This is a genomic window from Marinifilum sp. D737, from assembly GCF_026672275.1.
GTDB lineage: Bacteria > Bacteroidota > Bacteroidia > Bacteroidales > Marinifilaceae > Marinifilum.
Genome location: NZ_JANQCD010000018.1, coordinates 36,788 through 61,430 on the forward strand (window position 1 = coordinate 36,788; position 24,643 = coordinate 61,430).

Genomic DNA, 24,643 nt, shown 5'->3' on the forward strand with positions numbered 1-24,643 from the left:
GTGAATGTGTTAATGTGTGAATGAAGACTTTATATTCTAATTCTCACAAATTAAATTCACTAACTACAAGAATCAATGAGTAATCAATATTATTAATTACTCATTGTTCATTATTAATTCGTTTATACTGCTACATTGTATTCACGCAATGCATCATTCAAAGATGTTTTCAAGTCGGTTGATGGTTTACGCTTACCAATGATAAGTGCACAAGGGACTTGATATTCTCCTGCTGGGAATTTTTTGGTTCTGGTTCCTGGAATCACAACTGAACGTGCTGGAACAAAACCTGTATATTCCACTGGCTCTTCACCGGTTACATCAATAATTTTAGTCGATTTTGTAAGCACTACATTAGCTCCAAGCACAACTTCTTTTTCAAGATGAACTCCTTCTACTACGATACAACGAGAACCAATAAAACAGTTGTCTTCCACAATCACCGGAGAAGCCTGAATTGGTTCCAATACACCACCAATACCAACACCTCCACTCAAATGAACATGTTTTCCAATTTGAGCACATGATCCAACAGTGGCCCAGGTATCAACCATAGTTCCCTCATCAACGTATGCGCCAATGTTTACATACGATGGCATCATTACTACATCTTTTGCAAGGAAGGCTCCGTAACGAGAAACAGCATGAGGCACAACACGAACTCCCAATTCGGCATAGTTGGTTTTCAATGCCATTTTATCGTGGAATTCGAATGGACCCACTTCTATGGTTTCCATTTTACGAATTGGGAAATAAAGAATCACTGCCTTTTTCACCCACTCGTTTACCTGCCAACCACCTTCAATTGGTTCTGCTGTGCGTAATTTTCCTTTGTCAAGAAGTTCAATTACTTCTTCTATATTTTTCTGCACTTCGGGTGAACTCAATAAAGATCTATCCTCCCAGGCAGACTCAATGCTTTGTTTAAGATTTTCGTACATATTCTTATTTACTTGTAAAATTTTGGTTAATGCTCACAAAACTAGTCAAAAAGTAGAAAAGTAGAAATGTCGAATAGTCAAAAAGTTGCAGACTTATTTTTCATCAGACAGATAATAGAAATGAAATGGTTGTATTAAAAATGAATCCGTATTACTTTTGGGCAAACAAATTATCAGAACATGCAAAATTCAATCTTCCTATCGAGCTTAAACATTCACGAATCGTGGAACTCCTTTCTTACCGATGAAATTATTGATTTGATTAAGAGCATCGAATCATCCATTCAAATAGAAAGTGCTACACCAAAAAAAGAATTGGTTTTAAGATTTTTGGAGATGGATTTACATGCTATTCCTGTGGTGATTTTAGGGCAAGATCCTTATCCGCAGGAAGGTGTGGCTACTGGTCGATCGTTTGAAGTAAATGGATTGAATTCATGGTTCGATAAATTTAGAAATGTATCCTTAAAAAATATTCTTAGAAGTATTTACAAGGCTTATACTGCCGAAGAGTTGAAGTATTCTGAAATCCTAAAAAAACTAAATGAGGGAGATCGTTTACCAATGGAAGGTGATTTTAAGGTGCTACCTCCAAACCAATTGTTCCGTTATTGGTGGGAAAAAGAAAATGTACTACTATTAAATACAGCGTTTACCTGTGAAATTGGGAATCCAAATTCTCATACCAAAATCTGGTCAAAATTTACTCAAAAAATATTGAGTCATATTGCCGATAAGAACAAAGAGGCTGTTTGGTTTCTTTGGGGCAACAATGCTCAAAAAATTGTTGCTGACATTCAAATTGAAAATAAAATAGAAACCTCGCACCCAATGATGTGCTACCAAAGAGATAATGACATTTTGTTTGGTAAAATAAATCCGTTTACCGAAACCAAAAATAAGGTAGATTGGTTAGGTCTAAACAAATAGGGTTGCGCTTAAATTCGGTTAAAGTGTGTTAAAAAATGTAACAATCGGTTTTTAAGATAAATGAGTGAGCTATATTTATCATTCATTATTTAATCGAAGAATCTTGAAAACTACAATTAATACCATTTTTCTACTGCTTTTAACCATTGGCAATTCGTTTTCGCAGGAACATAAAGACCAAACTTTTGTGGTTTCGGGTAAGGTAATCAACTCTGAAACCAAGGAAGGAATTTCATATGCTCATGTAAATTTGGATGACACCTACTGGGGCGTTATCTGTGATAGCCTGGGATTTTTTAGAATACGAGTGAATCCTGATCAGAAATTGAAAGTTACTGCCATGGGATATAAAGCACAATTGGTAGATGTTCAAACTCCTGGTGTTGAGAATGAAATATTCCAGGAAATTATTATGGATATAGAAAGCTATATGTTACAAGAAGTGCAGGTGCACTCTTTTGGTAGCTGGAATGACTTTAAAGAGCAATTCGTAAAAGCAAAAGCACCTGCGGATCCCGATGCTTCTTTAGCCATAAACTTTGGAGATTTCACAACGGACGAATACACAGGAAGAGCCATGAGACGACAAGGTGCTGGTGTTAGTTTGGGTTTTGGCAAAAGGAAAAAGAAATTTAAAGGCATGAAAGTCCCTACCCAGTTAGAGGAAATTCAAGCTACTCTTTTTGCCGAGAAATTCAATCGAAATTTAGTGGCTGAAATCACAAAAGAAAATGGCAATCGTCTGGATATTCTGATGAAATACATCAATTCCAGAACCAGTTTTTCTTATCAAAGTAGCGACATGTACATTGTAAGAAGGGTAAAAGAATTGCATAAGAAATTTCTTCAGGAAGATACAGATTTTCAGAACAACCTAAGCTTTACTGACACACTTGGCAGGATCGAAAATCATCTAAGACCTTAAGCATCCCAACCCACTAATGATGAAACCAAACCCTAAATCTCTTATATTAATCTGCTTCACTCTTCTAACACTAAATGGTGTAGCCCAAGCATTTTCTCAAGATTCAACGATTAGTATCTCCGGTTTTATTTTATCAGATAAAGAGAAAGAACCTATTGAAGATGCCATTATCACCATTAAGCGAACAAGAAGAGGTGTTATTAGCGACAGTTCCGGCGTTTTTCATTTGCAAATTCTGCCCAAAGATACTTTGGTAATTAGTTCAATGGGTTTTGAAATGATACAATGGCCTGTTCCTGCCATTGCAGATCCCAACTTTCCGCCATTTTTCAAAATTCATTTAAAAAATCAGGCAGTTCCTTTAAAGGAAGTAAATGTATATGCACTTGGAACTTATGAAGATTTTAAAGAAGAATTCGTGAAGAAAAAACTACCTCCAAAGAAAAAGAAAGGAGAAGGCTTTAGACTAAGCGAAGCACAAATGTTTGAGATTAAACTAAAGGAACAGGCAAGAACTCCACCTAATGTTGTTGCTGGTTTAATCGGACTTGGCAGTAAAATATTCAAAAAGAAAAAGAAACCTCAGCCTGTATTTTCAAATGAAGTAAACTTTGTACACCAACAAATGCTTCAAGAAAAGTTTAACAGGGAAATTGTTACCAACTTAACCGGCGAAACAGGAAATACATTGGAACAGGTTTATGCATACATATGCAAAAAATCGAACTTTACTTATCAAGACAGTGAATTAGATATACAGACAAAAATTTTAGAACTTTACAAAGAATATAAACTTGATCCTGAAAAGGCAAATTCTAGCTTATTACAACTTAAAAAGGAAGACAAAATACCAAATCACCTGCGACCATAATCTTAAAATGAAGATCTTTTTAAAATTCATACTCATTCTTTTTCTCTCAGCAAATGCTTTTCATAGCAATGCACAATCTTTTCTGCAAGATTCAACTCTTAGTATATCTGGTTTGATCTACTCTTCGAAAACCAACGAAGCAATTCCAAATGCTACTGTAACCATAAAACGATCGAGAAAAGGTGTCATATGTGATGGTACCGGAGTATTTCATTTGCAGATTCAGGAAAAAGATACTTTGGTGATTAGTGCCTTAGGCTATGAATTGAAAGAATGGCCTGTTCCTCTTATCCTAAACCCTGATTTTCCTCCATTTTTTAGAATAAAATTGCAAGATATATCCTATCTGCTTAAAGAAGTTGATATCTACGCATTGGGAACCTGGGATGAGTTTAAAGATGAATTTGTAAAAGCCAAAGTGAAGGAGAAAAATCCTATTAATAAAGACATTGGGAAACAATTGGCTCCTTACAATACCAAAAAGCCTGATCCTGTACCTGCTCAATATAGACCTAAAATAGATAAAAAGATGGGTATCGTTGATGCCATTTTCAGGCCTACCGATTTTCTTCACAACAAGCTCAGCAAAAAGGAAAAAATTAAAAAGAAACTTTCTAAAAGAATTAAGGAAGAAGGAAAAAACAAGAAAATTGGTAATAAATACAATGCCCAAATTGTATCGGATGCTACAGGATTAAAAGGCGATGAACTGGTTTCATTTATGGAGTTTTGTGGAAAGAAAATTCATGTGACCGAGAATTCTCGTGATTATGATGTGATGAAACAAATTCTAGATTTATACGAAGAATACTCTACAAAAGAGGAGTAAACAAACGAGCAATGGATTCCTGCATTTTTTGCACCTTCGATCGGTGAATCCATTTCTCAAGAATTACCTCTTCGCTTTGCTGCAAGTCTTCTAAAAATCGTTCTCGCAATTCCAAGGTTATTTTTTCATCGTAAACCAAAGCATTTACTTCAAAATTCTGTTCAAAACTTCTCACATCCATATTGGCGGTACCCACGGTTGATAGGATTCCATCCACAGTCATTATTTTGCTGTGATTAAAACCTGCTTTGTAAAAATAGATTCTTACACCTGCTTCCAGCAATTCTTCGATGTACGACAAAGTTCCCCAATAGGTCATGAATGAATCCGATTTATTTGGAATCAAAATTCGAACATCAACACCACTCATGGCCGATGTTTTTAAGGCCATTAAAATGCTACCGTTCGGCATGAAGTAAGGAGATGAAATGTAAACATTTCGCTTTGCCGAAGTAATTGCCGAAAAGTAAGCTTGCATAATACTTGCCCAGTCGGAATCGGCACCAGAGGCTGTTATTTGTAACAGACATCTCTCTTTGGCTTTTTTATAAGGCAGGTATTTCTGATTGATCAAAACCTCCTGACGAACAAAATACCAATCGATCAAAAACACAATTTGCAAACTCGATGCCGACTCTCCCGTCACCTTTAAATGCGTATCTCGCCAAATTCCAATATCAGGAATTCCATTGAGATAGCGGTCAGCAAAATTCAAACCTCCTACAAAAGCTGTAGTTCCATCAATCACAATAATTTTACGATGATTGCGATAATTTACCCTACTGGTTAAGATTGGAAATCGAACAGGTAAAAATGCCTGAACTTTAACACCAGCTTCTTCCAAAGTTTCCACAAACTGTTTGCTCAGTTTCCAGCTGCCAACATCATCGTAAATCACTCGTACCTCTACTCCACTTTTTGCCTTTTCTACCAATATTTCAAGCAATTCCGAAGCCAACTCACCATCTTCTATGATGTAATATTCCAAATGAATGTGATCTTTTGCTTTTCGCAAGGATTTAAAAATCTCTGAGAAAGTTTCCTTGCCATCATTCAAAACATTCACCTTATTGTAACCACTCAATAAAGCTTTGGAGTTATTCAAAAGCAGGGTCATGATGTTTTTCTTCTCATGAATGCGCTCATCTTTCAAGAAACGGCTTTTATCCAAACGAAGTTTCTGATCCTGACTCATTACCTGCAACCATTTTAAATCCCCAAAACCTTTCATGCTGAACATTTTTCGCTTGCGGAAACTTTGCCCGAAAACCAGGTAAACCACAAAACCAAAAACTGGGAGAAATATCAAAACCAAAATCCATGATATGGTTTTTAAAGGACTTCTATTCTCAAGCAGAACAATGATAATGGTAGTAATAATGGTTAGAGCATAAAGAATACTCAGCGCTGCAAACAACTGTATCCAAAAATCCGACCAATTAATTGATAGTAACATAAATCTAAGAGAATAGAAGATTTGTATCTTTGTGCTTTAACAGATTTGAAATATTAGATATGAGATGATACATTTTTGAGTGAAATCTATAAAAATCCATTTACTAATAGCTAAATTCCTAATCTATTATTGAAATTCAATGAGCCAATTAAACAACATACAATCTACAATAAATTACATAAAAAAAGAACTTGAAATCATTTATAGTTCGCGAGAAGGTGAAAGTATTGCCTATATTTTGCTTGAAGAGCTGCTGAATTACTCAAGAACTCAAATTCAACTGAATAAAACTGAGCCTATTCAGGATGAGCAATTCGAGAAAATCAAAGAATACATTGCAGATTTAAAAGAGAATAAACCAATTCAATATATTTTAGGCGAAGCTGATTTTTATGAACTGAAATTCAAAGTAAATCAGCACACATTAATTCCCAGACCGGAAACTGAGGAGTTGGTTCATGCCATTATAAATGAAAATAAGGAAGCCAAGCTGGACATATTGGATATTGGAACTGGAAGTGGCTGCATTCCCATTTGCCTGGCCAAGCATCTTGTAAAGGCAAATGTAAGCAGTGTTGATATTTCGCCTGGAGCCATTCAAATTGCAAAAGAAAACGCAAAACGAAACGAAGTTCAGCTTACATTTGATGAAAGAGACATCCTAAATTGGGAAGCTTATGAGTGGGAACAATTGGATATCATCGTAAGCAATCCTCCATATGTAACCAATGCAGAAAAGGAAAAGATGGAGAAAAATGTATTGGATTTTGAACCGCATACAGCTCTTTTTGTGAGCGATCATGATCCTTTAATTTTTTACCGAAGAATTGCAGAATTGGCACAAGAGCATCTGAAAAAAGGAGGAAAACTATACTTCGAAATCAACGAAAGTTTGGGGAAAGAGATGACAGAACTGTTGGAGCAAAAAGGATTTTCCGACATACAGGTTCGAAAAGACATTAATGGCAAAGACAGAATGATGTCGGCGATAAAATAGTAAGCAATGTATAAAAAAAAGCCCACCCAAATAAGCCCCGCCGCAGCTCTTTCGAAAGTGCAATTTATTTGCAGCAAGCAAGAAAAATGCTGTAGCGATATTCGCAAAAAATTACAAGATTGGAACATCTCGGCTGATGATCAGGATAAAATTATAAGCTCCTTAATCGAAGACAAGTTTATTGATGAAAGTAGATTTACGAACTTTTATGTGCGCGATAAATATCGTTTCAACAAATGGGGAAGAATAAAAATATCATACCATTTAAAGCACAAACAAATTCCCGAAAGAACAATAAACGAAGCTTTGGAACAAATTAATCATCAGGAATATAAAGAAAACCTACAGGATATTTTGCACTCGAAACTGCGAAGCCTTAAAGATGATGATCCGTACCAGTTAAAGACAAAATTGTATCGCTTTGCGCAAAGCCGGGGATTTGAATCTCAATTGTCTTTGAACCTTATTGAAGACTTGCTCTCAGAAATAAAATAGAACTTTTAATTTACTTTTGGCAAGCTTATTGTTAAAGAATATTTATCTTTAATTTTGCTATCGAAATATTACTTTAAACCTATACAAATGATAAAAACTTTACGCAAAACTCTCAATTTTACATTGATAATACTCTTACTTATTGGTTGCTCGGCACAACAAAGTATGGCAAAGAGAAGACCTCCAAAGTGGGTTAAAGAGAGACCAATTACTCCTGATTACTATGTGGGAATTTCGGTAGTTAAGAAAGACGATTCAAAAACAAATTACATACAACTAGCCAAAAATCAAGCTTTACACGATTTGTGTTCCGAAATATCAGTAAACATTTCAGCCAACTCGGTTCTTCATCAGTTCGAAGATGAAACTGCCTTTCGTGAGGAATTTCAATCAGAAGTCAGAACTTCACTAATGGAAGAATTGGAAGGATATGAAATAGTTGGAACATGGGACAACAAAAGAGGGGATGAATATTGGGTTTACTATCGTTTATCGAAATCGCAATACGAATTACAAAAGAGATTGAAACTGAACAAAGCCAAAAAATTGGCTCAGAACTTCTTCGAACAAGGGAAAATCAGCGAAGAAAAACTAGATATCTTCCAGGCTTTAAATTACTATGCAAAGGCTCTTGATGCCATTAAGAAACATTTGGACGAAGACTTGTCGGTAATGACTTTTAAAGGAAGAGTAAACCTGGGAACAGACATCTACAACTCCATTCAGAATATTTTTAAGAGAACGCAACTAACTCCTGATAGAAAAGCTATCAAAATCGAGATTTCAACATCGCATAAAGAACCAATTTTGGTGAAAGCAGAATGGTTGGGAGAAAGCGGAAACAGTTTGATTCCTAAGCTTCCTTTGGCTATCGATTTCTCGAAAGGAGAAGGTGTTTTAAACAACAAAGTAAGCACCGATGAATTTGGTTATGCGGCTTCGAAACTTTCAAAAATAACTTCGAAAAAGAAATTACAGGAAATCGAAGTTGGCCTGGATTTAAGTTCCATTCTAGATGAAGAATTGGAAAATTATCAGCTAAACAAACTGTTCTTTACGCCAGAATCGGCTCCAAAAAGCAAAATCATTATCAATGTTGAGCGTTTAAAAGCCTATTTGAACTTTAGCGAAAAGATTTTTGGGAAGAATTCGAATCGTGAGATTCTGAAGAACAACATGAAGAAAGAACTGTCGGAAAATTTCTTCTCGTTTACAAACGATAAGGAGAAGGCCAAAGTTTTTCTTAAAATCAATACCAATGTGACCAAAGGTGAAGTTAAAGAAGGCAGAAACTACAAAGTATTCATTGTATATCTTGATTGTTTCTTCTCCTTAACAGATGCCAAGAGTGGCATGGAAATATTTAATGATGCGATATATGAAGTGAAAGGAATGAAACCAATCAGCTACGATTATGCGGTAAAAGAAGCATACGAACAAGCTGTTGAAGAAATTCACAACACCATTATTCCAAAATTGAATCAACTGGACTTATAAAAATTAGTAATGAATAATTGGTAATTAGTAATTAATTACCTCAAAACAAGAAAAGATGAAAACAAGAAAATTACAATCATTATTCCTTGGTTTAGGAGTTTTATTAGCTGCCGGATTAAGTTCATGTGGATCTGCTGAAAAAGCAGTTTCTACTAAAGCACAAGGCGAAGAGCTTATCGAAGTTTATTGTACTGGTCCTGATTACCAAAGCGACAAAAACCATTTTAGAGCTTCTGCAATTGGCGAGAGTTTAGATCAAATGGTTGCCAAGAAAAAAGCTGGAACCAATGCTCGTGCCGAATTGGCAACTTTAATTCAATCTACCGTTCAAGGAACAATCGACAACTATGTAAATTCAACTGAATTGAACAACGTAGAACAAGTTGAAGAACGTTTTGAAGGCTTAACTCGCGAAGTAATCAACCAACAATTGAATAACATTAAGGTAATCTGCGAGAAGCAAACCAGAACTGCTCAAAACAAATACAAAACTTACATCGCTCTTGAAATGAGTGCTAAAGATTTGGAAGAAGCAATCAACCAAAAATTATCGAAAGACGACAAATTGAAAGTTGATTACGATTACGAAAAGTTTAAGAAAACTTTCGAAGAAGAAATGCAAAAACTACAAGCTCAGCAAAGAGGTTTTTAATAATGATTAATGTGTAAAGTTTAATCGCTTTAAGCACAAAATATAACAGCGCATGGAATTATTCATGCGCTGTTTTTGTAGTAGTAGGATGGTGATATTCACCTTTTAAAGCCAACAGCTAACTGCTAACAGCTTTTAACTTAAGCTTTGAGTCCATATTATTTAGATCGTCAGCGATTTAATGAATCGATTTTATGTCGAACTCGGAGTATTCAATACCTATCGGCATGAATTAGTCAATTCAATACCCTCGATAATTCCTGAACCCGATTAGGAGACATCGGAAGTTTATAAATTTCACTATTGCACGAAAGCAAACATTGCTTGTCTTTGCGATTCACCGATTTTAAGTAATCCAGGTTAATTACTGCTGAACGACCAATTCTGAAAAACACCTTGCTTGTTAATTGTTGCACTACGCTACCTAAAGTTGTGGAAGTAGTTAAGCTTGTGCCATCAACCAACTTGATATCGGTATAATTTCTATCAGCCTTACAAAACAGAATTTCCTCTGGTTTTATTACCTCGAAGCCCACCCTATTTTTTATGGTGACTCTTTTCTGAAATTTCAATTTCAGAAACAATTCGGTCATTCGCTGTTTCTCCATCTCTTCGTATTCCATGGTCTGAACACGATTCAAACAGAATTGCAAATCTTCAATGGCAATTGGCTTTAGCAAATAATCAACTGCCGAAGATCGGATTGCTTTAATGGCAAAGCTTTCGTTTTTTGTTGTAATGGCAAAGTTTGGGTGCTCTCCCAATTCCAACAAACCATGAATTAACTCAAAACCATTTTCGTCTTTCAGATTTACCTCTAAAAAAACCAATTGAGGTTTGTGCAATACGTAAAGCAATAAAGCATCTTCAACAGTAGTAGAATGATAAACCTTACACTCCGGTTCTATTTTACTTAGTTTCGATTTTAAATCTGCAATTTCCTTTTTGCAGTGATCTACGATTAAATAAGCATTCATGGTTGGGACTTTTTAGTTTGATTTTCTATTAAAACAAAATTCCGCATTTGTTTAAGCAAAAAAAATAACCCGAAGTAGTAGGTTTTGTACTTATGAAATGATCCTAGCCCGATTTTTAGATATCCAACACCCAATTTAAATGATTAAAGTACAAGTTCTGCTTTTTCATAAAAATAGGTATGCAAATGACCTTTTCAGAGAAAATAATTTATATTTTCGATAATTATCTCATTAGCATATAACTTGTGATATGAACATTGTTGTAATCGAAGATCATCATTTATTAAAGAAGGCAAGTGCCGATCTATTGGCCGAAATGTATCCTGAAGCTCATATCGAAAGCTTTACTTACCCATCGAAAGCCACAGCCTATATTCAAAATCATGAAATCCATTTAATGATGGTTGATTATGAATATACAGACCGAAAAAATGAAGATATCATTTCATTTGTAGCAGAGCTCAAACGAAAAAGAAAAAATATAAAATGCATTGCTTACACGAATTACAAATTAAATGTAATTCTAAAAGATCTGCTCAAAGCCAAGTTCAACTCCTACTTAAATAAAGATGCTAAAATAAAGGATATTGTATCAACCATTGATGCCGTTATGAATCAAGATTCAGATACTTTCTATGAATCTCCATCCTACCTGGAACACAAACGAAAAGTTGTTGTAGAAAATAAAAGATTTTATATATCTGATAAGGAAAAAGAAGACTCGCTTACAAAAACAGAATTAAAGGTAACTAAAACTACATCTGAAAACAGTAAGGATAGTAACGAACAATTGGCAAGTAAACTAGGAATTACACTCAACACCTTAAAAAAACACCTTAGCAATATCTATCGCAAGTTGGATATAAAAAGTAAAGAAGGCCTAAAGCATTTTTACGATAGAGTGAAAGAGAACTATTAAACTTTCAGATGACAGGGCTAGCGCCCCTTCATTCCACATCATCCTTAAAATTGCTATGAAGATCGTAGGACTAACGCCCCTAATTGTAAATGACGTTCATTCAACTGAAAATTTGTGCCAATTCGTGTGCATTTGTGGACAAAGAGAACATTTCAAACTACACCGTCAAATGAAAAGAAACTCCATTGCCAGGAGAAGTTTGCCAATCCAGTTTTCCTGAGAGCAGCTCTACCCGTTCATTAATATTGATTAGTCCATTTCCTTTTTTGGCCTCTTTCATATCGAAGCCAATGCCATTATCGGTGTACTCCAATCCTACTTTGTTTTGCAATCGCGAAAAACTGATTACAATAGAAGATGCATTGCCGTGTTTTAAACTGTTGGTTTTTAATTCCTGAACAATACGAATCAAGTTGATTTTTTTCTCGTAATCATCTATTTCGAAGCCATCGGGAACATATATTTTCAGATCGATATCGTCGGGGAAATGATCCAATTGCAAGGAATCCGACAAGGCATCGCGGAATTCCTGGTTGGCAATGGCGGTCATATTCAGTTGGTGAGAAATGCCTCTCACCTCATCGCTTACTTGGCGCAACTGATCTACAAAACTATCCTCCACACTTTCCTTTTCCATGCTTCGGTACAAATAAGTAAGGCTGCCAGAGATAGAATCGTGCAATTCCATGCCTAGTTTTGTACATTCCCTGTTCGAGGCTGCAACCCTTTCCTTTAAAATTCTCGTCTTCTGGCGCTGCTTTACAAAGAAACCAATAGGCAAAAGTGAAAACAGAAACACCCCAAGTACAATTTTCATGTAGAAACTTTCCTTTTCTTTGGCTTCCTTCTCTATATTCAAAACCTCTATTTTTTGCTCCTTCTCTCGGGTTTGGTAACGGGTTTCCATCTCCTGCATGTGCTGCATGTTTTCGGTATTGAAAATGCTATCCTTAATGCTAATGTACTTGTCGTAATAAGCCAAGGCTTCTTTTCCTTTACTTTGAGCGGCGTAGAGGTTTTTAAGCTGAAGATTAATTTCTTGTTGCAAATATAGAACTTCAATTTCTTCAGCAATCCTATTTGCTCGCATAAGATAATTCTCTGCTTTTTTGTACTCCTTGTTCATTGCATATAACTCTCCCATTGAAGTACAAACAACAGCCTCCCCATTTCTATCTCCAATTACTTCTTTTATATCTAGAGATCGATTGTAGTATATTTGTGCAGAGTCTATTTTTTCAATTTTCAAATACAAATTTCCAATATTTGTACATACTACTGAGATAGACTTCCGGTATTTTAATTCTTCATTTAATTCTAAAGATTTTTTATAATAAAAAAGAGCTTTGGAATAATTTTTCCTCATATTATAAAAGCTACCTAAGTTGGTGTATGATTTAGCAATACTCCTTTTATTGCCTAGCTCTTTTCGCATTTCAAGTGCTTTATTCAAAAATAGCAAAGCTCTTTCAGATTTTTCATTTTTTAATATCATACCAAACTCATCAAAACAAGAAGCTAATGTTTTACTTTTTGGGTAAGATTCAGAATTTTTAAGTGTATTATCTAATACTAATAGGGCCTTTGAAAATTGACCTTGTTTTCTATGAACAATTGCAATATTGAGTAACAATTTTAGTCGATTAATGTTATATTCTTCCTTTGGTAAATACCTTAAGGCATCATTATAAGCTTGTAAACAAAGATCGTATTTGCTCTGCTCCTTTAAAATGACACCCTTATAATTGTAACAAACCAGAAACAAATGGGAATCTTGAACATGTTGTGCTTTGTCTAATGCTGCATTGATATAGAATAATGCACTATCCATCTCATTAGCCTTGTATTTTTGACCACACAGACTAATCAGTTCTTTTAATTCAACTTTATTTTTTGAAATAGAAGTATTCAACTCAAATGCGAAAACCGTATTTACTGCATTAAATAAAATTTGAGTGATAAGAATTACACCTATACTGAATTTCATGAGCATTATAGAGCTTCGTTAAATTATTAAAAGGTTACCCCTCAAGGGGCAACCTAAATTAACAAAGATTTTATTAATTGAATAAAAGAAGTTCATATTAAATATTCTTTATTTCTTCTACTCCTATTAACTGTTCATCTTTTAAAACATGGATCTTGTAATTTTTTTGAGAATCAATTAGAAAAGAGAAGTTTCCTTCTGTATCTGTTATACTACTATCCACAAATGTCATATCAATAGTATATAACTCCACATCTGCTTGAACTGATCTTCCAACACTATCAACCACAACTCCTTTCACTTCAATAATTTGATCTTCTTCATCCCCTTCATCCACTGTTTTAGTTAAAGATTCTACAAATGTTAATCGAATTGAAACAGAAGATTGTTGTTCTTCCGGCACATAGGAATCATCATCAGAACAAGCAGTGAAAGAAATAGAGAATAAAGCGATTAAAAGCGTATAAAAAAATGTATTAGTTTTCATCTTGTTTCGTTTTAAATTTTTGACATGGCTCGCCCATTACGATATGGTGAGCGTTTAATTTTAAAACCAGAAAATGTCCTGGTAAAATGGGTTTGAAAGGATGAGTGAACAGGTTGCAAAACGAGAAATCGTCCTTTCATAGCAATTTTCGAATTGCTTATGTTCACTCTTTGAGAATGTTTATTATCTTTGGTAGCTAACCAAGTTCGAACGAAATAAACATTCGGTTGAAATTTCTATGAACAAAACTAGGCAGAACCCAAATCTTAATTTTGGAAATGATTGGAAACTTCCATTTCCAAAAAAAGATAGTAAGATAAATTGAGCCGTATTGCTTCAATTATTTTGGCTCTGTATGATTTATAGTGGGTCATTCTTTGGAATTATTGTTTTGACCGTTATTTTGTTTCAGTGACCCAGGTGGGCATTGGAAGGTCGAGCTAATTAGACGCAGAAAAATTTGTAGAAAGACGGGGAAGCTGAGAACTTGTTCGAAGATCACGCCGTCGCACTTAAAGTTTTCAAGTATAAATAGTTTGAGCTTACACGCCCTAGATTCTTTGTTTCCTTTCTCATCAATGGAGAAAGGAAAAGCCATGCGGCTTGAGCTATGTAAAGTTAAAATAACGAATCGTGGAATAATTTTTCGTCAAATAAAGATTGCTTTAGTTACCCACTAAATTTCATATAGAACCATTATTTTTTACAATCGACAGAAAAACCAAGGATATGCTTGTAACAGAAACCCCTACCATTCGATACTTTGCCGAGGCCGAGGTAAAAGCAAACGGATGCGAAATCAGAACCTTAATCCGTAAAGAATTTCTGAACCACAAATTCAAGGAGAAGTTAAAAACGGCTTCCAAAATAAAGAATCATGTAAACCAAACACTCTTACAATATATCCAAGCCATTTGGAACGATTCCATGATCAATTGGCAAAGACAGATGGACGAAGTAATTGCAAGTGAAAACACACAAACAACATTCTGTGCCAAAGATTGCCTGAGCATATTAAGTGATTATACAAGCCTGAATACTAATGAGCAAAAGCATCAGTTTCTGATCGCTCAAAGCCAAGAGCTAAAAAGCATTATCGATGAAAATACAAATGCTTGGAAAGAAAAAGGAAAACAAGATGACTTACTGCGCTTACAAAAGGAGCTTCACGAGTTTATACAAGAAAAAATACTGCTTGATGCCATAAACACGTTGAAAGGATGCCGGATGATTACGGATCAGTTTTTAACGGAAATTAAAAATTTATCGGACAGGGAAATCCTGAAAAGTTTTGATTTGGATGCCGATGATTTTAAGCAAGCCAAAAGTTTAATAACCGGAAATTGTACCACCGAGTTTCGCGATTACACCATCAATTTTGCAGTAGGGCTTTTGATGTTGGATTTGCAAAAGGAATACGCCATTATCGAAGAGAGAAAAAAGGAAAGCATATCGCTTTTGCAAAGCAAAAAGAGGTGGGATGACTACCTGGAGGAATCGAAAAATCAGACCTACGGTTTTTTGGCAGAAATGTCGAAAGAAAAGTATGATGCCGAAGTTTTCACCGATCGCAGTCTGGTTAGCAATTCATTTGACCAGTTTATCGAATCAACATCGAATGCATTTGTTCTATTGGGTAATGCGGGAAGTGGAAAAACCAATCAGATTTGCCACTGGGCTTCAGAATTGCTAAAGAAGGACGAATGTGTAATCTGCATCAATAGTAAAATTTTCTCAAACATTGGAGTGGAAGAGTATTTTCAAACTGCATTTGGCGAACTCAAACTGGAAACGCTATTGACCAATTTGCAAATTCTGGCTCAGCAACAAGGAAAGAAAATCTACCTCTTTTTCGATGCGATTAACGAGTGTGTGGATTATTTCGATAAAACTTCGCTGAAAAACCAGAAAGGTCCCATTGAGTTGTTGACCGTAATCGACAAGTATTTCATCAAACACAATTTACCCGACCTGAAGATTATAATCAGTTGTCGTTCCTATACCTGGAAAGAACTGATTGAACTGGAAGCATCGAGCATTAAACATGATTTGTACTATTCCAATCAAAGAAAAGAGGAGCACACCACCATTCAGCACTTGAGCGAATCGGAATTAAAGTGTACTTACCAAAAATATCAACAAAAATATCAACTCAAAACCAGCAGTGAGGAACTGTTTCATTCCGATTTCAATTTGATCAGGAATCGTTTAACCGATCCGCTGATCCTAAAAATGTCGTCACTGGTTTTTCAAAAGCAAGCATTGCCAAAAGACATTCGTTTGTTTCATTCTAATCATCTATTTGAAAATCTGTTAAAGGAGAAAGGAATTACGCCAACCGGTAAAAACAAACGCGAATATGTACTGCTTAATAAAATTGCCAAATACCTTTGGAAATCAGATGGTGATTCAATTCATGTTGAACAATTGATTTCGGCATATGACGATGAAGATTATCCTTTGCACAAGTTAAGCAAAAGTATTTTTTACAATGATGATTTTGAGTTCAGTCTTCCTTTTGAAGCCTTGATTGAAAAGGGAATTCTGAAAATTGAGGAGAAAAATAGTATCAATGAAATTCGATTTGTTTACGAACGTTACCAGGAATATTTGTTTGCCCGCATTTTTAAGGAACAAGAAAATATAAAATTGGTTCATCCGGCATTGCCCATTCCTCCCGAATCGTATAAAACAGCTCTGCATACAGGTAAAAATTATGCGGTAGTTCGCAACGCCTTGCGCTCTGCCCTGCTTCAGGATTATTTGGACAAAAACAACGATCCTAAAACCATATTAAGCCTGGCTTACGATAACAACTACGAAGTTCAGCAATTGGTAATAGATGCCCTTTCGGTGATTTTGCAGGAAGATTACCATCAACTATGGAGCTTGCTGGAACAAATGTTATCGCACAATAGCAATGATTCCAACGAAAAAGGAAAGCGCCTTGACAAATTGGAGAAATTGTTGGAAGACTACAGCAAAAAAAAAACCAACAGCCAATCCACAAAATATGAACAACGCTTGCAAGAGCGAAACCAGATATTGAACGATTTATCGCCCACCATACAGGTGAAAAAGATTGCGATTTACGCCATTTATGAAATCTTTAAATCGGATATCTACCAAAATCAATTGTATCCCAAAGACAAACATCCGGTTTCATCTTTGCTGCATGCCATGGCCAACCCGGTTTCTCGGGTTAGAGATATTGTGAGTTTGTATGTTTATTACATCACCAAGCTGGATAAAAACATGGGATTCGAAATTCTGGATCATCTTGCAGGTAAAATGACCAAATCGAATGTCATCTTTAACTTTTGGAACGATTCATTGAAGAAACATGTGTTCGAACCTGCCATTCGAATCAGTACTCTTTTAATTGTGGAAGATCTTTCGAGCAAAAAGAAGATAGATCTTAGCAAAGATTATGATTTCACCTTTAAGATTATCAAGCAGTGGATCAAAATCCTAACTGAATTTAGTATTGTATTCCCGGTTTTGAAGAAGTTTACCTTGCGAAAACTGGCAACTGTTCAGTCGGAATATGTGAACAATGGGATTGAATACCAGCATTTCTGGGATAAAATACCTGTTGGCAGCAAGAATGGAGAATGGTCGCAGCAAGGCTACAATCAACTGCTGGATTACCTGACCAACGACAAGGATGATTTTACCGATCTGCACCCTTTGGTAATGAAAGCCATGTATTCGGGAGATGCTTACAGCTTTTTTATGCTGGAAAGAGTCCTGATTATGCAGGCCTTTCAGGATTGGAATCGCATAGAGTACATCGTGCAGCAGGTAAACGAGGCCGATGTTGCACATTCGTGTGTGGATTACATGCAGATGTCTACCTTATACGTATTGTTCCGATATCTTATTGCAATCGAAAATCCCGATGAGGAAGCCATGCGATTGTTTTCCACACTCACCTACAATTGGACTGCCAGATGCAAAGGCGTGTATTTCGCTCACAACAATTACGAAGCCAACAACAACAAGCCATACAAGCAGTATACGCTCAATTGGTATGGTGCAGCCTATTGTGTACAATATGGCGATGGGAATAAATGTGATGAAGATGAGTATCCGATGCCGATTTTCTACCAGCTGATTGATGAAGCCATGCAGAAAATGGACAAGGAATTGCTGTACTGCTGCATCGAGAATATTGCGGTTTTGGTGACCGATTTTGGTTACCACAAAAGCGCGCTTCAATTGTTCGAATACACGATGAATAAAATACAGCACGAATCCACAATTAGAGATTTGGATGCCATACAAGTGGATCGGACCAATTACCAGGACGATATCAGAACTTTCTTGTGCAAAACGCTGGGTACCATTAAAAGCTACCACCACAAAGAAGTAGATTTCTTCATCTACAACAATTTGAGAAATTCTTCCTTCCCGGATATCGACAAATTCCGTGAAGAGCTGATCAACTACAATCAATCCTATGAGAACATTGGCGATTTGCTAACCCATAAGTTTGGTAATTTTATCATTTGGTCTTTGCAAAATGATCCGAAAATTAGCGCCTCATTCAAGCAAATTATGCAATATGGAACCGAGGTAGAAAATTACAAAGGATGGTTCAAGAAGCTATCAACCCACGTGTTTGACAAACTTTTTGGCATCGAATTTTAAATACAGAACAATCATGACAACTAAAAAAAGAAAATACAAGAAGATCCTCCTTCTGATTCTATGCATCCCAATTTTGTATGGAGGGTTTCACTACATCAAACTCACTACTTTTTCGAAGACTATGACTCATTCCTCCCTATCTGTTATTGCACACCGGGGAGCTTCGGCCAATTCGCCAGAAAACACACTGGCTGCGGTGAAGCACGCGCTAAACGATCGTGCAGATATGATAGAAATCGATGTTCACCTCAGTAAAGATGGGAAGATATGCGTAATGCATGACAATAAGGTAAATCGCACCACCAATGGCAAGGGAAGAATTAAAAACCTGGATTGGCAATACATTCAAAGTCTGGATGCAGGCAAGTGGTATTCTTCAGACTTTAATGGTGAAAAAGTGCCATTGCTACACGAGGTTTTAAATTGTGTAAATGGGCAATCCAAATTGATCATCGAAATCAAAAATAAAAGCTCCTACTACCCGGGAATCGAAAAAAAAGTTGTCGATTGCATAAGGCAATACAAAGCAGAAAACTGGTGCATTGTTCAAAGCTTTCACGAGGATGTTTTAGAGAAGGTTCATCAACTGGCACCAAAGCTTGAACTTCATAAGCTGGAAGTATTTGTCATTCCATCGCTGAACATTGCTTTTGGCAAAACGCCACACCTTTTCAGGCCAAAAGATTACATTACATCCTACAACATCAATTGCTTTTTTCTGTCGGATGGCATTGTTCAAAAATTGCATCAACTCAATAAAAAGGTAAATGCATGGACCTGCGATTCACCTTCTGTTGTCAATCGAATGGAACATATTGGAGTGGATGGGGTGATTACCAATGAACCAGCAACACTAGAAAATAAGGGTAAAGATTAGATAAAGAAGACTGTATCTTACAAACAAATTTTGGTAAGAATCAACCAAAATGGCACCAGTAAATTGTTCCTACTAACAATTTTTCCATGATGGTTGATTCTATTATCCAGTTTAAAGCAACAGTATTTCTTAAGAAACCATTGCTACCTCTTGCTCTTTAAATTTCGCAGCATACCAATCCTCTGGCTTTTTCAGTGGGTTGATAAATGAGGTAGAATAGTTGATGATAAAGTTTAATATTCCGAAAAAGGCTACCAGGAATCCAACGAAAAAGGCAACCATTACAATTGCTACAATAAGTATCATGGTTGATGTTCCTTCAGATTCGTAATCTCTTTGCCAAGGACCTCCATTGATGCTTACATACTCTTTAATTGAGAATCCTGCAAACAAAGCAGCCATAACGCCCCCAATAATGCCCAGCTTGCGAGAGTTAAAATTCTCCATTCTTTTCTCCAAAGCATACTTTGCAGTTCGGCTTGATAAGTAATAAAATGTAATCCCAATAATATGAATCAAGGTGAATGAAGAAAGCAATATGCCAATATCCATGATGCCCATAAATACCAAAATACCAATTGCGCATCCCAGTATCCATTTCGATCCGGTGAACTCTCTTGTGGTTCTATCCTTGTACACATTTAAAAACTCCTCAACACGTGCATTTACAACTGGGTCGCCAGGACACAGGCGTGTGTTGATATAGTTTAATCCATGACGCATATATCTGGCTTGAGCACCGCTGGTAATGGTAATCATTTCGTTACCCTCATCATCGGTAAAAGGAGTTAATTTCTCCTCTATGCCCACCAAAACTTGTTCTGCTCTGTCATTTCGCTCTTCTTCTGATAAGTCTTCAGGTATTTTAAACTTATCAGGATTTTCATCGCCCAGCATTTTTTCCTGGTAATTGGTATAAACTACCAAAGGAAACAATACAAAAACGCCTAATAAATAGCTTCCTGCAAAAATTACTTGCATCCAATCGATTCCTCCTCCTTTTGATTCGGTCTGATCGGCAGGGGTCGTTTGCTCTGTTACATTCCCAGTAGAAGTATCGGTCTGAGCTAAAACACTAGCCTGCACACCAATTGTTCCACAGAGAACAAACAGTAGAATTACTATAAGCAGTTTTTTCATATTTTGGGTTTTAGTTTTCCTACTCGTATAGCTTTTCGGATCCGCTTCGTTTTTTTACATGGATTCTGAACTCCATTTTGTTCCTAGATCATATTCTGATTTTAATTAATTTCTTTTTCTGCATTTACACTTTTATCCACATAAAAACCGAGAATTGCTCCCAATATCCCAACCAAAAGCACGCCAATCATAGCTCTTAATGCCGCTTCATCCCATTCAAAAAAATCTGAAAAATTCTCAACATATTTTCTTAACGAAATAAACTTATGAATAAACTCACCTTGAAAAAGATAACTTACAGGGATTCCAATGATAAGACCGATAAAAGATAATGTTGCAGTAAATGGATAATGATTTTTGACCTCTATCTCTTTCATGAAAAATCCGACAATACCCAATAAAACTGCCAGAATCAACATACATGAACCTATGATCATCCAGTTTGAATCTTGAATAAAAAGGGCTCTAAAATTCTTGAGGTATACAGAATACTCAACTGCATTGGCTTGTAGTAAACTATAGGGATAATAACTTAAAAATATACCTAAAACAGCTCCCAATATTGCGAAGGTTGTTGTTTTCATATCTGATTACATTTTGAACACAATTTCTTAGCCTAACATAGCATCTACCTGTGCTTTTGCCTTTCTGTTTTCCAATTCCTTTGCAACTGAGTGCGGAACACATTTTTTATTCACAGGATTTAAATAAGTACTTAATGATTTAGCAAGAACCAATGCTACAGGAATACCTACAATTGAGACAAACAAGCCAACAATTTGGAATAAAGTGATTACGGTAAGCAGAAGTCCAAATGGGAAATAAATAATTCTAACGATTAAGCCGAAAGTTTCCCAAGCCTTGTTTGGTTCTGTGTTCAACTCCTTATTGTCAACCATTGAACTCGAAAATGGTGAAAGCAAGAATTTAGATAGTTGTATTAGGCCTAATCCAATTGGTGCTCCTACCACGGTTAACACCAACAAACTACCTAACAAGAAAGTAAAAAATGCCGATACAAATCCAAAAAATGGAAAATGCCAGATAATGTTACCAAGAAATCTCATAATTAAAAAGTTTAAGGTTTTCCTACTCGTATAGCTTTTCGGGTCCGCTACGTTTTTTTACATGGTTTCTGAACTCCATTTTGTTCCTAGATCATATTCTGATTTTAGTTAATTTCTAATTCTATTATTATCCCTTAATCATATCCAATCCCATCATCACCAAGGCCTTTGCTATTTCGTAAAGCTCAATAATATGGTCGGTACTCATTTTCACAAAACTTACCAGCATTGGTATTCTTCCAATCACGAAGGAAATGAGCAATCCCCAAATCAAGATTTGAAAAAACAGGATGATCAGGTAAGACCAGGTGATGCCGAATACATGTAAATCGGGCTGGTGAGGTTTGCCCTGACGAATGGCAATGGAAAATGAGAATCCAAGAGTTGCTCCCAATAATCCGAAATAGACTTCGGCTCCCGAACTGGCCAAAATAAAATAGATCGGGAAGATAAAAACGGTAAGCAATGGGAAGAAATAAGGAGACAATACCGATAGGACATTCTGCTTTCCCTGGTAGGCGAAATATCCTCCACTATTGGCTTCAACATTTAAAGCAATGGGCTTGTTAAAGGTTAAAACGCCCAACACATTGTGGGTTAATTCGTGGGCCAAAATGGCCAGATAGCCATGGGTTTTTATAAAAATGGTTGTGAATAAAAATCCACCTCCCAGGGCGATAAAAAATATTTTCTGAAATACATCTGCAAATGATACCATCTGAAGCGTAGCAATAAATTCACGTCCGAAAGCATAAATCAGCAGAGGGGTTAGTATTTTAAATAGTTTGGTTATCATGAGTATTTAAATTATGAGTTAGGAATTATGAATGATGAATTAGGGAGCAACATTCATAACTCATCATTTATAATGCATAATTGCTTTTTCTATCCGAAGAATCGCTCAGGATTCACACGCTTTTTGTTTTTGATGATTTCGTAATGCAAATGCGGTCCGGTTGAACGACCAGTACTACCTACCTTGCCAATTACATCTCCTTTATTCACCTTCTGGCCCTTCTTCACACTCACTTTCGACAAGTGGCCGTAAATGGTCTCGTAGCCATTAGCGTGCTTCACCTTAATGTAATTGCCATATCCGCCGTTCCATCCCGATTTTACAATTACCCCATCGGCAGGAACATGAATTTTGGTGCCTTTCGGACAAGCCATATCAACACCTCCATGGAATCGCCAACGGTACAAGGTTGGATGAAAGCGATTGCCAAATTTTGAGCTTAATCGGTATTTTGCAACAATCGGTTTTGTAGAGGGTATGCTTCGTTTTTCAACCTCTATTAAGCTTGCCTTGTGACTATCTAGTGTTACTGCTTTTTCAGCTGCTGCAGTTGGCTGGCTATTTACCATCTCATTTCCCTTGGCCTTCACACCAGGATCAGCCATTTTCTGACTTGGTGTATGATTGACTTTGGGATTTGAAGCCACCGGGTTTGTCATCTGATTCGAACCCGAACTGTGCTTGGCTGCCAATGTAGGATTGGTCATTGCTTGTGGCGACTCCACCACTGTTTGCGCCTTTGTTTCCTGCTTAGCTTCTGTTTGTACTTCAGTAGATTTCATTGGCTCTGCAGGAACTTTCTCAATCTTGATTTTCTCTACTTTGCGCTTAATTTGTTTGATCTCGTCATCTAAGCTTGCCGTTAGATTTACATAGCTTGGAACTGGTGGCTTTGCAATCAAATCCTTGTCTTTTGCCTCTACCTTTTCCGATATCGGCGTTTCAACCTCAATTCCTAATATCTCCTTGTTCCAATCGAGCTCATTCTTTTTAAAAGCCTCAAATTGTCGCTTGTATTCTTCCTTGTATTTTTGAAATCGGGCTTTCTCAGCCTTCTTGTAGGCTTCGAACGAATCTAATTCTTGTGCTCTAACTTGTCCGATATTTACAAGCAAAACAGCTGACAAAAAACCCAATAATAGTGCATACTTCCTCATAATCGTATTCTTGGTTAAAAATCGGTTTTCATATATAATCGGTTGCCTTCTACCTTTATATCCGCAATGCTAAACTTCATTTTCTGATAATCGACAACCCGAAATAAATTCTTAAACATGGTGTTGTACTGATCTCCCACCGACTTTACTTTTCCACCCTCCTTGGTCATTAAAAGCAGGTTATTCAGAATCACATCGAGGTAGGCATTCCAAAATGAATAGTGCAGCGATGCATCTATCATTCCATTTTGGTAAGCTGTTGTATCAGACTTTTGAAATGGCTGATACCTAAATATCCCGGAAGGAAATTTGATTTCGAACTGGTTAATTTTTGAAACAATATCCTTTCCCGATTGGGTATTGTAGGAGTAGTATTTCAACTCCTTAATGGGATATTGCTTGGGTGTATTGATGTAAAGCTTGATAAAACTATAGCTCTCCTCTCTGGAGCCTTTGATTTCACTTTGCAGTAAATCTGCCGAAATTCGAATGGTATTTGTACTGTCGCATTCATTTGATAATTGCCTGATATTGGCTGAATTCACCAAAACAAATACCTCATCGAAACTTGAAGTGAAACTTTTTTCAATTGGCAAAGATTTTAAATCGACTTGAGCAGCCGACAAAACATTGGTTAAACTCACAAATTTTGAGCTGGCGTACCTTTCCTTTTTATCAGATGTGTAATTGTCTACAATCGATCGGTAGGCAAGATTCTTTTTTAAACAGGCAATGGCAACCGCTCTCAATTTGGCCTGTTCCAATGCCATATCCGAATCCATGTAAGGATCGGAAACTCCAATGCAAAACTCATCGGAGGTTGCCAGCTGAATCCAGTCTGGAAATTTGCCATCTTCCGAATTTTGTGGAAATTGAGTTTGCAGAGAATCCACAACCAAAGAACAGGAATCCCGAACCTGCCCTTTTAGTTGTAGATTACCTAAGAAAACTACTAATAATATCAAAAGTGATTTGATATTCATTGTCATG

At 36.3% G+C, this 24,643-nt stretch carries 22 protein-coding genes; 11 read left to right on the forward strand and 11 right to left on the reverse strand.

Annotated elements, in window-relative coordinates:
• Positions 1 to 122: 122 nt before the first annotated feature.
• Positions 123 to 941: a 2,3,4,5-tetrahydropyridine-2,6-dicarboxylate N-succinyltransferase gene (locus NQ163_RS11990; RefSeq protein ID WP_268190556.1), complete on the reverse strand. Its 819-nt coding sequence runs from the start codon at positions 939 to 941 to the stop codon at positions 123 to 125.
• Between the two features lie 180 nt (positions 942 to 1,121).
• Between NQ163_RS11990 and NQ163_RS11995 the strand changes: the two genes are divergently transcribed.
• From NQ163_RS11995 to NQ163_RS12010, 4 genes are all read left to right on the forward strand, one after another.
• A complete protein-coding gene (locus NQ163_RS11995; RefSeq protein WP_268190557.1) occupies positions 1,122 to 1,871 on the forward strand; it encodes a uracil-DNA glycosylase in 750 nt (249 codons plus the stop codon).
• A gap of 103 nt (positions 1,872 to 1,974) precedes the next feature.
• Positions 1,975 to 2,796 carry a carboxypeptidase-like regulatory domain-containing protein gene (locus NQ163_RS12000; protein WP_268190558.1) on the forward strand — a complete coding sequence of 274 codons (822 nt, stop codon included), beginning with the start codon at positions 1,975 to 1,977 and terminating at the stop codon, positions 2,794 to 2,796.
• A 19-nt stretch (positions 2,797 to 2,815) separates the two neighbouring features.
• The gene (locus tag NQ163_RS12005; protein ID WP_268190559.1) at positions 2,816 to 3,667 is read left to right on the forward strand and encodes a carboxypeptidase-like regulatory domain-containing protein; all 852 of its coding nucleotides are present in this window, start codon (positions 2,816 to 2,818) and stop codon (positions 3,665 to 3,667) included.
• Positions 3,668 to 3,674: 7 nt separating this feature from the next.
• Positions 3,675 to 4,496, forward strand: a complete 822-nt coding sequence (locus tag NQ163_RS12010; protein WP_268190560.1) for a carboxypeptidase-like regulatory domain-containing protein — start codon at positions 3,675 to 3,677, stop codon at positions 4,494 to 4,496.
• Here the strand turns inward: NQ163_RS12010 and cls are convergent.
• Complete coding sequence (gene cls, locus NQ163_RS12015) at positions 4,480 to 5,952, reverse strand: cardiolipin synthase (RefSeq protein WP_268190561.1); 1,473 nt, start codon at positions 5,950 to 5,952, stop codon at positions 4,480 to 4,482. The genes NQ163_RS12010 and cls overlap by 17 nt on opposite strands.
• 139 nt (positions 5,953 to 6,091) lie before the next feature.
• Here cls and prmC point away from each other — a divergent pair, with 139 nt between their 5' ends.
• The 4 genes from prmC (at position 6,092) to NQ163_RS12035 (ending at position 9,593) form a co-directional block, all read left to right on the forward strand.
• Positions 6,092 to 6,949 carry a peptide chain release factor N(5)-glutamine methyltransferase gene (gene prmC / locus NQ163_RS12020; protein ID WP_268190562.1) on the forward strand — a complete coding sequence of 286 codons (858 nt, stop codon included), beginning with the start codon at positions 6,092 to 6,094 and terminating at the stop codon, positions 6,947 to 6,949.
• 6 nt (positions 6,950 to 6,955) lie between these two features.
• Positions 6,956 to 7,444: a regulatory protein RecX gene (locus NQ163_RS12025; protein ID WP_268190563.1), complete on the forward strand. Its 489-nt coding sequence runs from the start codon at positions 6,956 to 6,958 to the stop codon at positions 7,442 to 7,444.
• Between the two features lie 87 nt (positions 7,445 to 7,531).
• Positions 7,532 to 8,941, forward strand: a complete 1,410-nt coding sequence (locus tag NQ163_RS12030; RefSeq protein WP_268190564.1) for an LPP20 family lipoprotein — start codon at positions 7,532 to 7,534, stop codon at positions 8,939 to 8,941.
• A 55-nt stretch (positions 8,942 to 8,996) separates the two neighbouring features.
• Positions 8,997 to 9,593: a hypothetical protein gene (locus NQ163_RS12035; protein WP_268190565.1), complete on the forward strand. Its 597-nt coding sequence runs from the start codon at positions 8,997 to 8,999 to the stop codon at positions 9,591 to 9,593.
• 236 nt (positions 9,594 to 9,829) lie between these two features.
• Here NQ163_RS12035 and NQ163_RS12040 read toward each other — a convergent pair whose 3' ends face one another.
• On the reverse strand, positions 9,830 to 10,570 hold the full coding sequence (locus tag NQ163_RS12040) for a LytR/AlgR family response regulator transcription factor (RefSeq protein WP_268190566.1): 741 nt from the start codon (positions 10,568 to 10,570) through the stop codon (positions 9,830 to 9,832).
• Between the two features lie 250 nt (positions 10,571 to 10,820).
• Here NQ163_RS12040 and NQ163_RS12045 point away from each other — a divergent pair, with 250 nt between their 5' ends.
• Entirely contained in the window at positions 10,821 to 11,489 is a 669-nt protein-coding gene (locus tag NQ163_RS12045) for a response regulator (RefSeq protein ID WP_268190567.1), read from the forward strand.
• 157 nt (positions 11,490 to 11,646) lie between these two features.
• On the opposite strand, the gene NQ163_RS12050 is transcribed toward NQ163_RS12045, so the two are convergent.
• Both NQ163_RS12050 and NQ163_RS12055 read right to left on the reverse strand, forming a co-directional pair.
• Complete coding sequence (locus NQ163_RS12050) at positions 11,647 to 13,476, reverse strand: tetratricopeptide repeat-containing sensor histidine kinase (RefSeq protein ID WP_268190568.1); 1,830 nt, start codon at positions 13,474 to 13,476, stop codon at positions 11,647 to 11,649.
• Positions 13,477 to 13,573: 97 nt separating this feature from the next.
• Entirely contained in the window at positions 13,574 to 13,963 is a 390-nt protein-coding gene (locus tag NQ163_RS12055) for a hypothetical protein (RefSeq protein ID WP_268190569.1), read from the reverse strand.
• A gap of 729 nt (positions 13,964 to 14,692) precedes the next feature.
• Here NQ163_RS12055 and NQ163_RS12060 point away from each other — a divergent pair.
• Together NQ163_RS12060 and NQ163_RS12065 are read left to right on the forward strand one after the other, a co-directional pair.
• Positions 14,693 to 18,616 carry an NACHT domain-containing protein gene (locus tag NQ163_RS12060; protein ID WP_268190570.1) on the forward strand — a complete coding sequence of 1,308 codons (3,924 nt, stop codon included), beginning with the start codon at positions 14,693 to 14,695 and terminating at the stop codon, positions 18,614 to 18,616.
• A 13-nt stretch (positions 18,617 to 18,629) separates the two neighbouring features.
• Positions 18,630 to 19,493 carry a glycerophosphodiester phosphodiesterase gene (locus NQ163_RS12065; RefSeq protein WP_268190571.1) on the forward strand — a complete coding sequence of 288 codons (864 nt, stop codon included), beginning with the start codon at positions 18,630 to 18,632 and terminating at the stop codon, positions 19,491 to 19,493.
• A 129-nt stretch (positions 19,494 to 19,622) separates the two neighbouring features.
• Here the strand turns inward: NQ163_RS12065 and NQ163_RS12070 are convergent, their stop codons facing one another.
• The 6 genes from NQ163_RS12070 to NQ163_RS12095 form a co-directional block, all read right to left on the reverse strand.
• On the reverse strand, positions 19,623 to 20,633 hold the full coding sequence (locus NQ163_RS12070) for a hypothetical protein (RefSeq protein ID WP_268190572.1): 1,011 nt from the start codon (positions 20,631 to 20,633) through the stop codon (positions 19,623 to 19,625).
• 101 nt (positions 20,634 to 20,734) lie between these two features.
• A complete protein-coding gene (locus NQ163_RS12075; RefSeq protein WP_268190573.1) occupies positions 20,735 to 21,217 on the reverse strand; it encodes a hypothetical protein in 483 nt (160 codons plus the stop codon).
• A gap of 27 nt (positions 21,218 to 21,244) precedes the next feature.
• A complete protein-coding gene (locus NQ163_RS12080; protein WP_268190574.1) occupies positions 21,245 to 21,700 on the reverse strand; it encodes a YccF domain-containing protein in 456 nt (151 codons plus the stop codon).
• A 127-nt stretch (positions 21,701 to 21,827) separates the two neighbouring features.
• The gene (locus NQ163_RS12085; protein ID WP_268190575.1) at positions 21,828 to 22,496 is read right to left on the reverse strand and encodes a hypothetical protein; all 669 of its coding nucleotides are present in this window, start codon (positions 22,494 to 22,496) and stop codon (positions 21,828 to 21,830) included.
• Positions 22,497 to 22,585: 89 nt separating this feature from the next.
• On the reverse strand, positions 22,586 to 23,653 hold the full coding sequence (locus NQ163_RS12090) for a M23 family metallopeptidase (protein WP_268190576.1): 1,068 nt from the start codon (positions 23,651 to 23,653) through the stop codon (positions 22,586 to 22,588).
• A gap of 14 nt (positions 23,654 to 23,667) precedes the next feature.
• Positions 23,668 to 24,642, reverse strand: coding sequence for a hypothetical protein (locus NQ163_RS12095; protein WP_268190577.1), 975 nt, complete (start codon positions 24,640 to 24,642; stop codon positions 23,668 to 23,670).
• Between the last annotated feature and the right edge of the window lies 1 nt (position 24,643).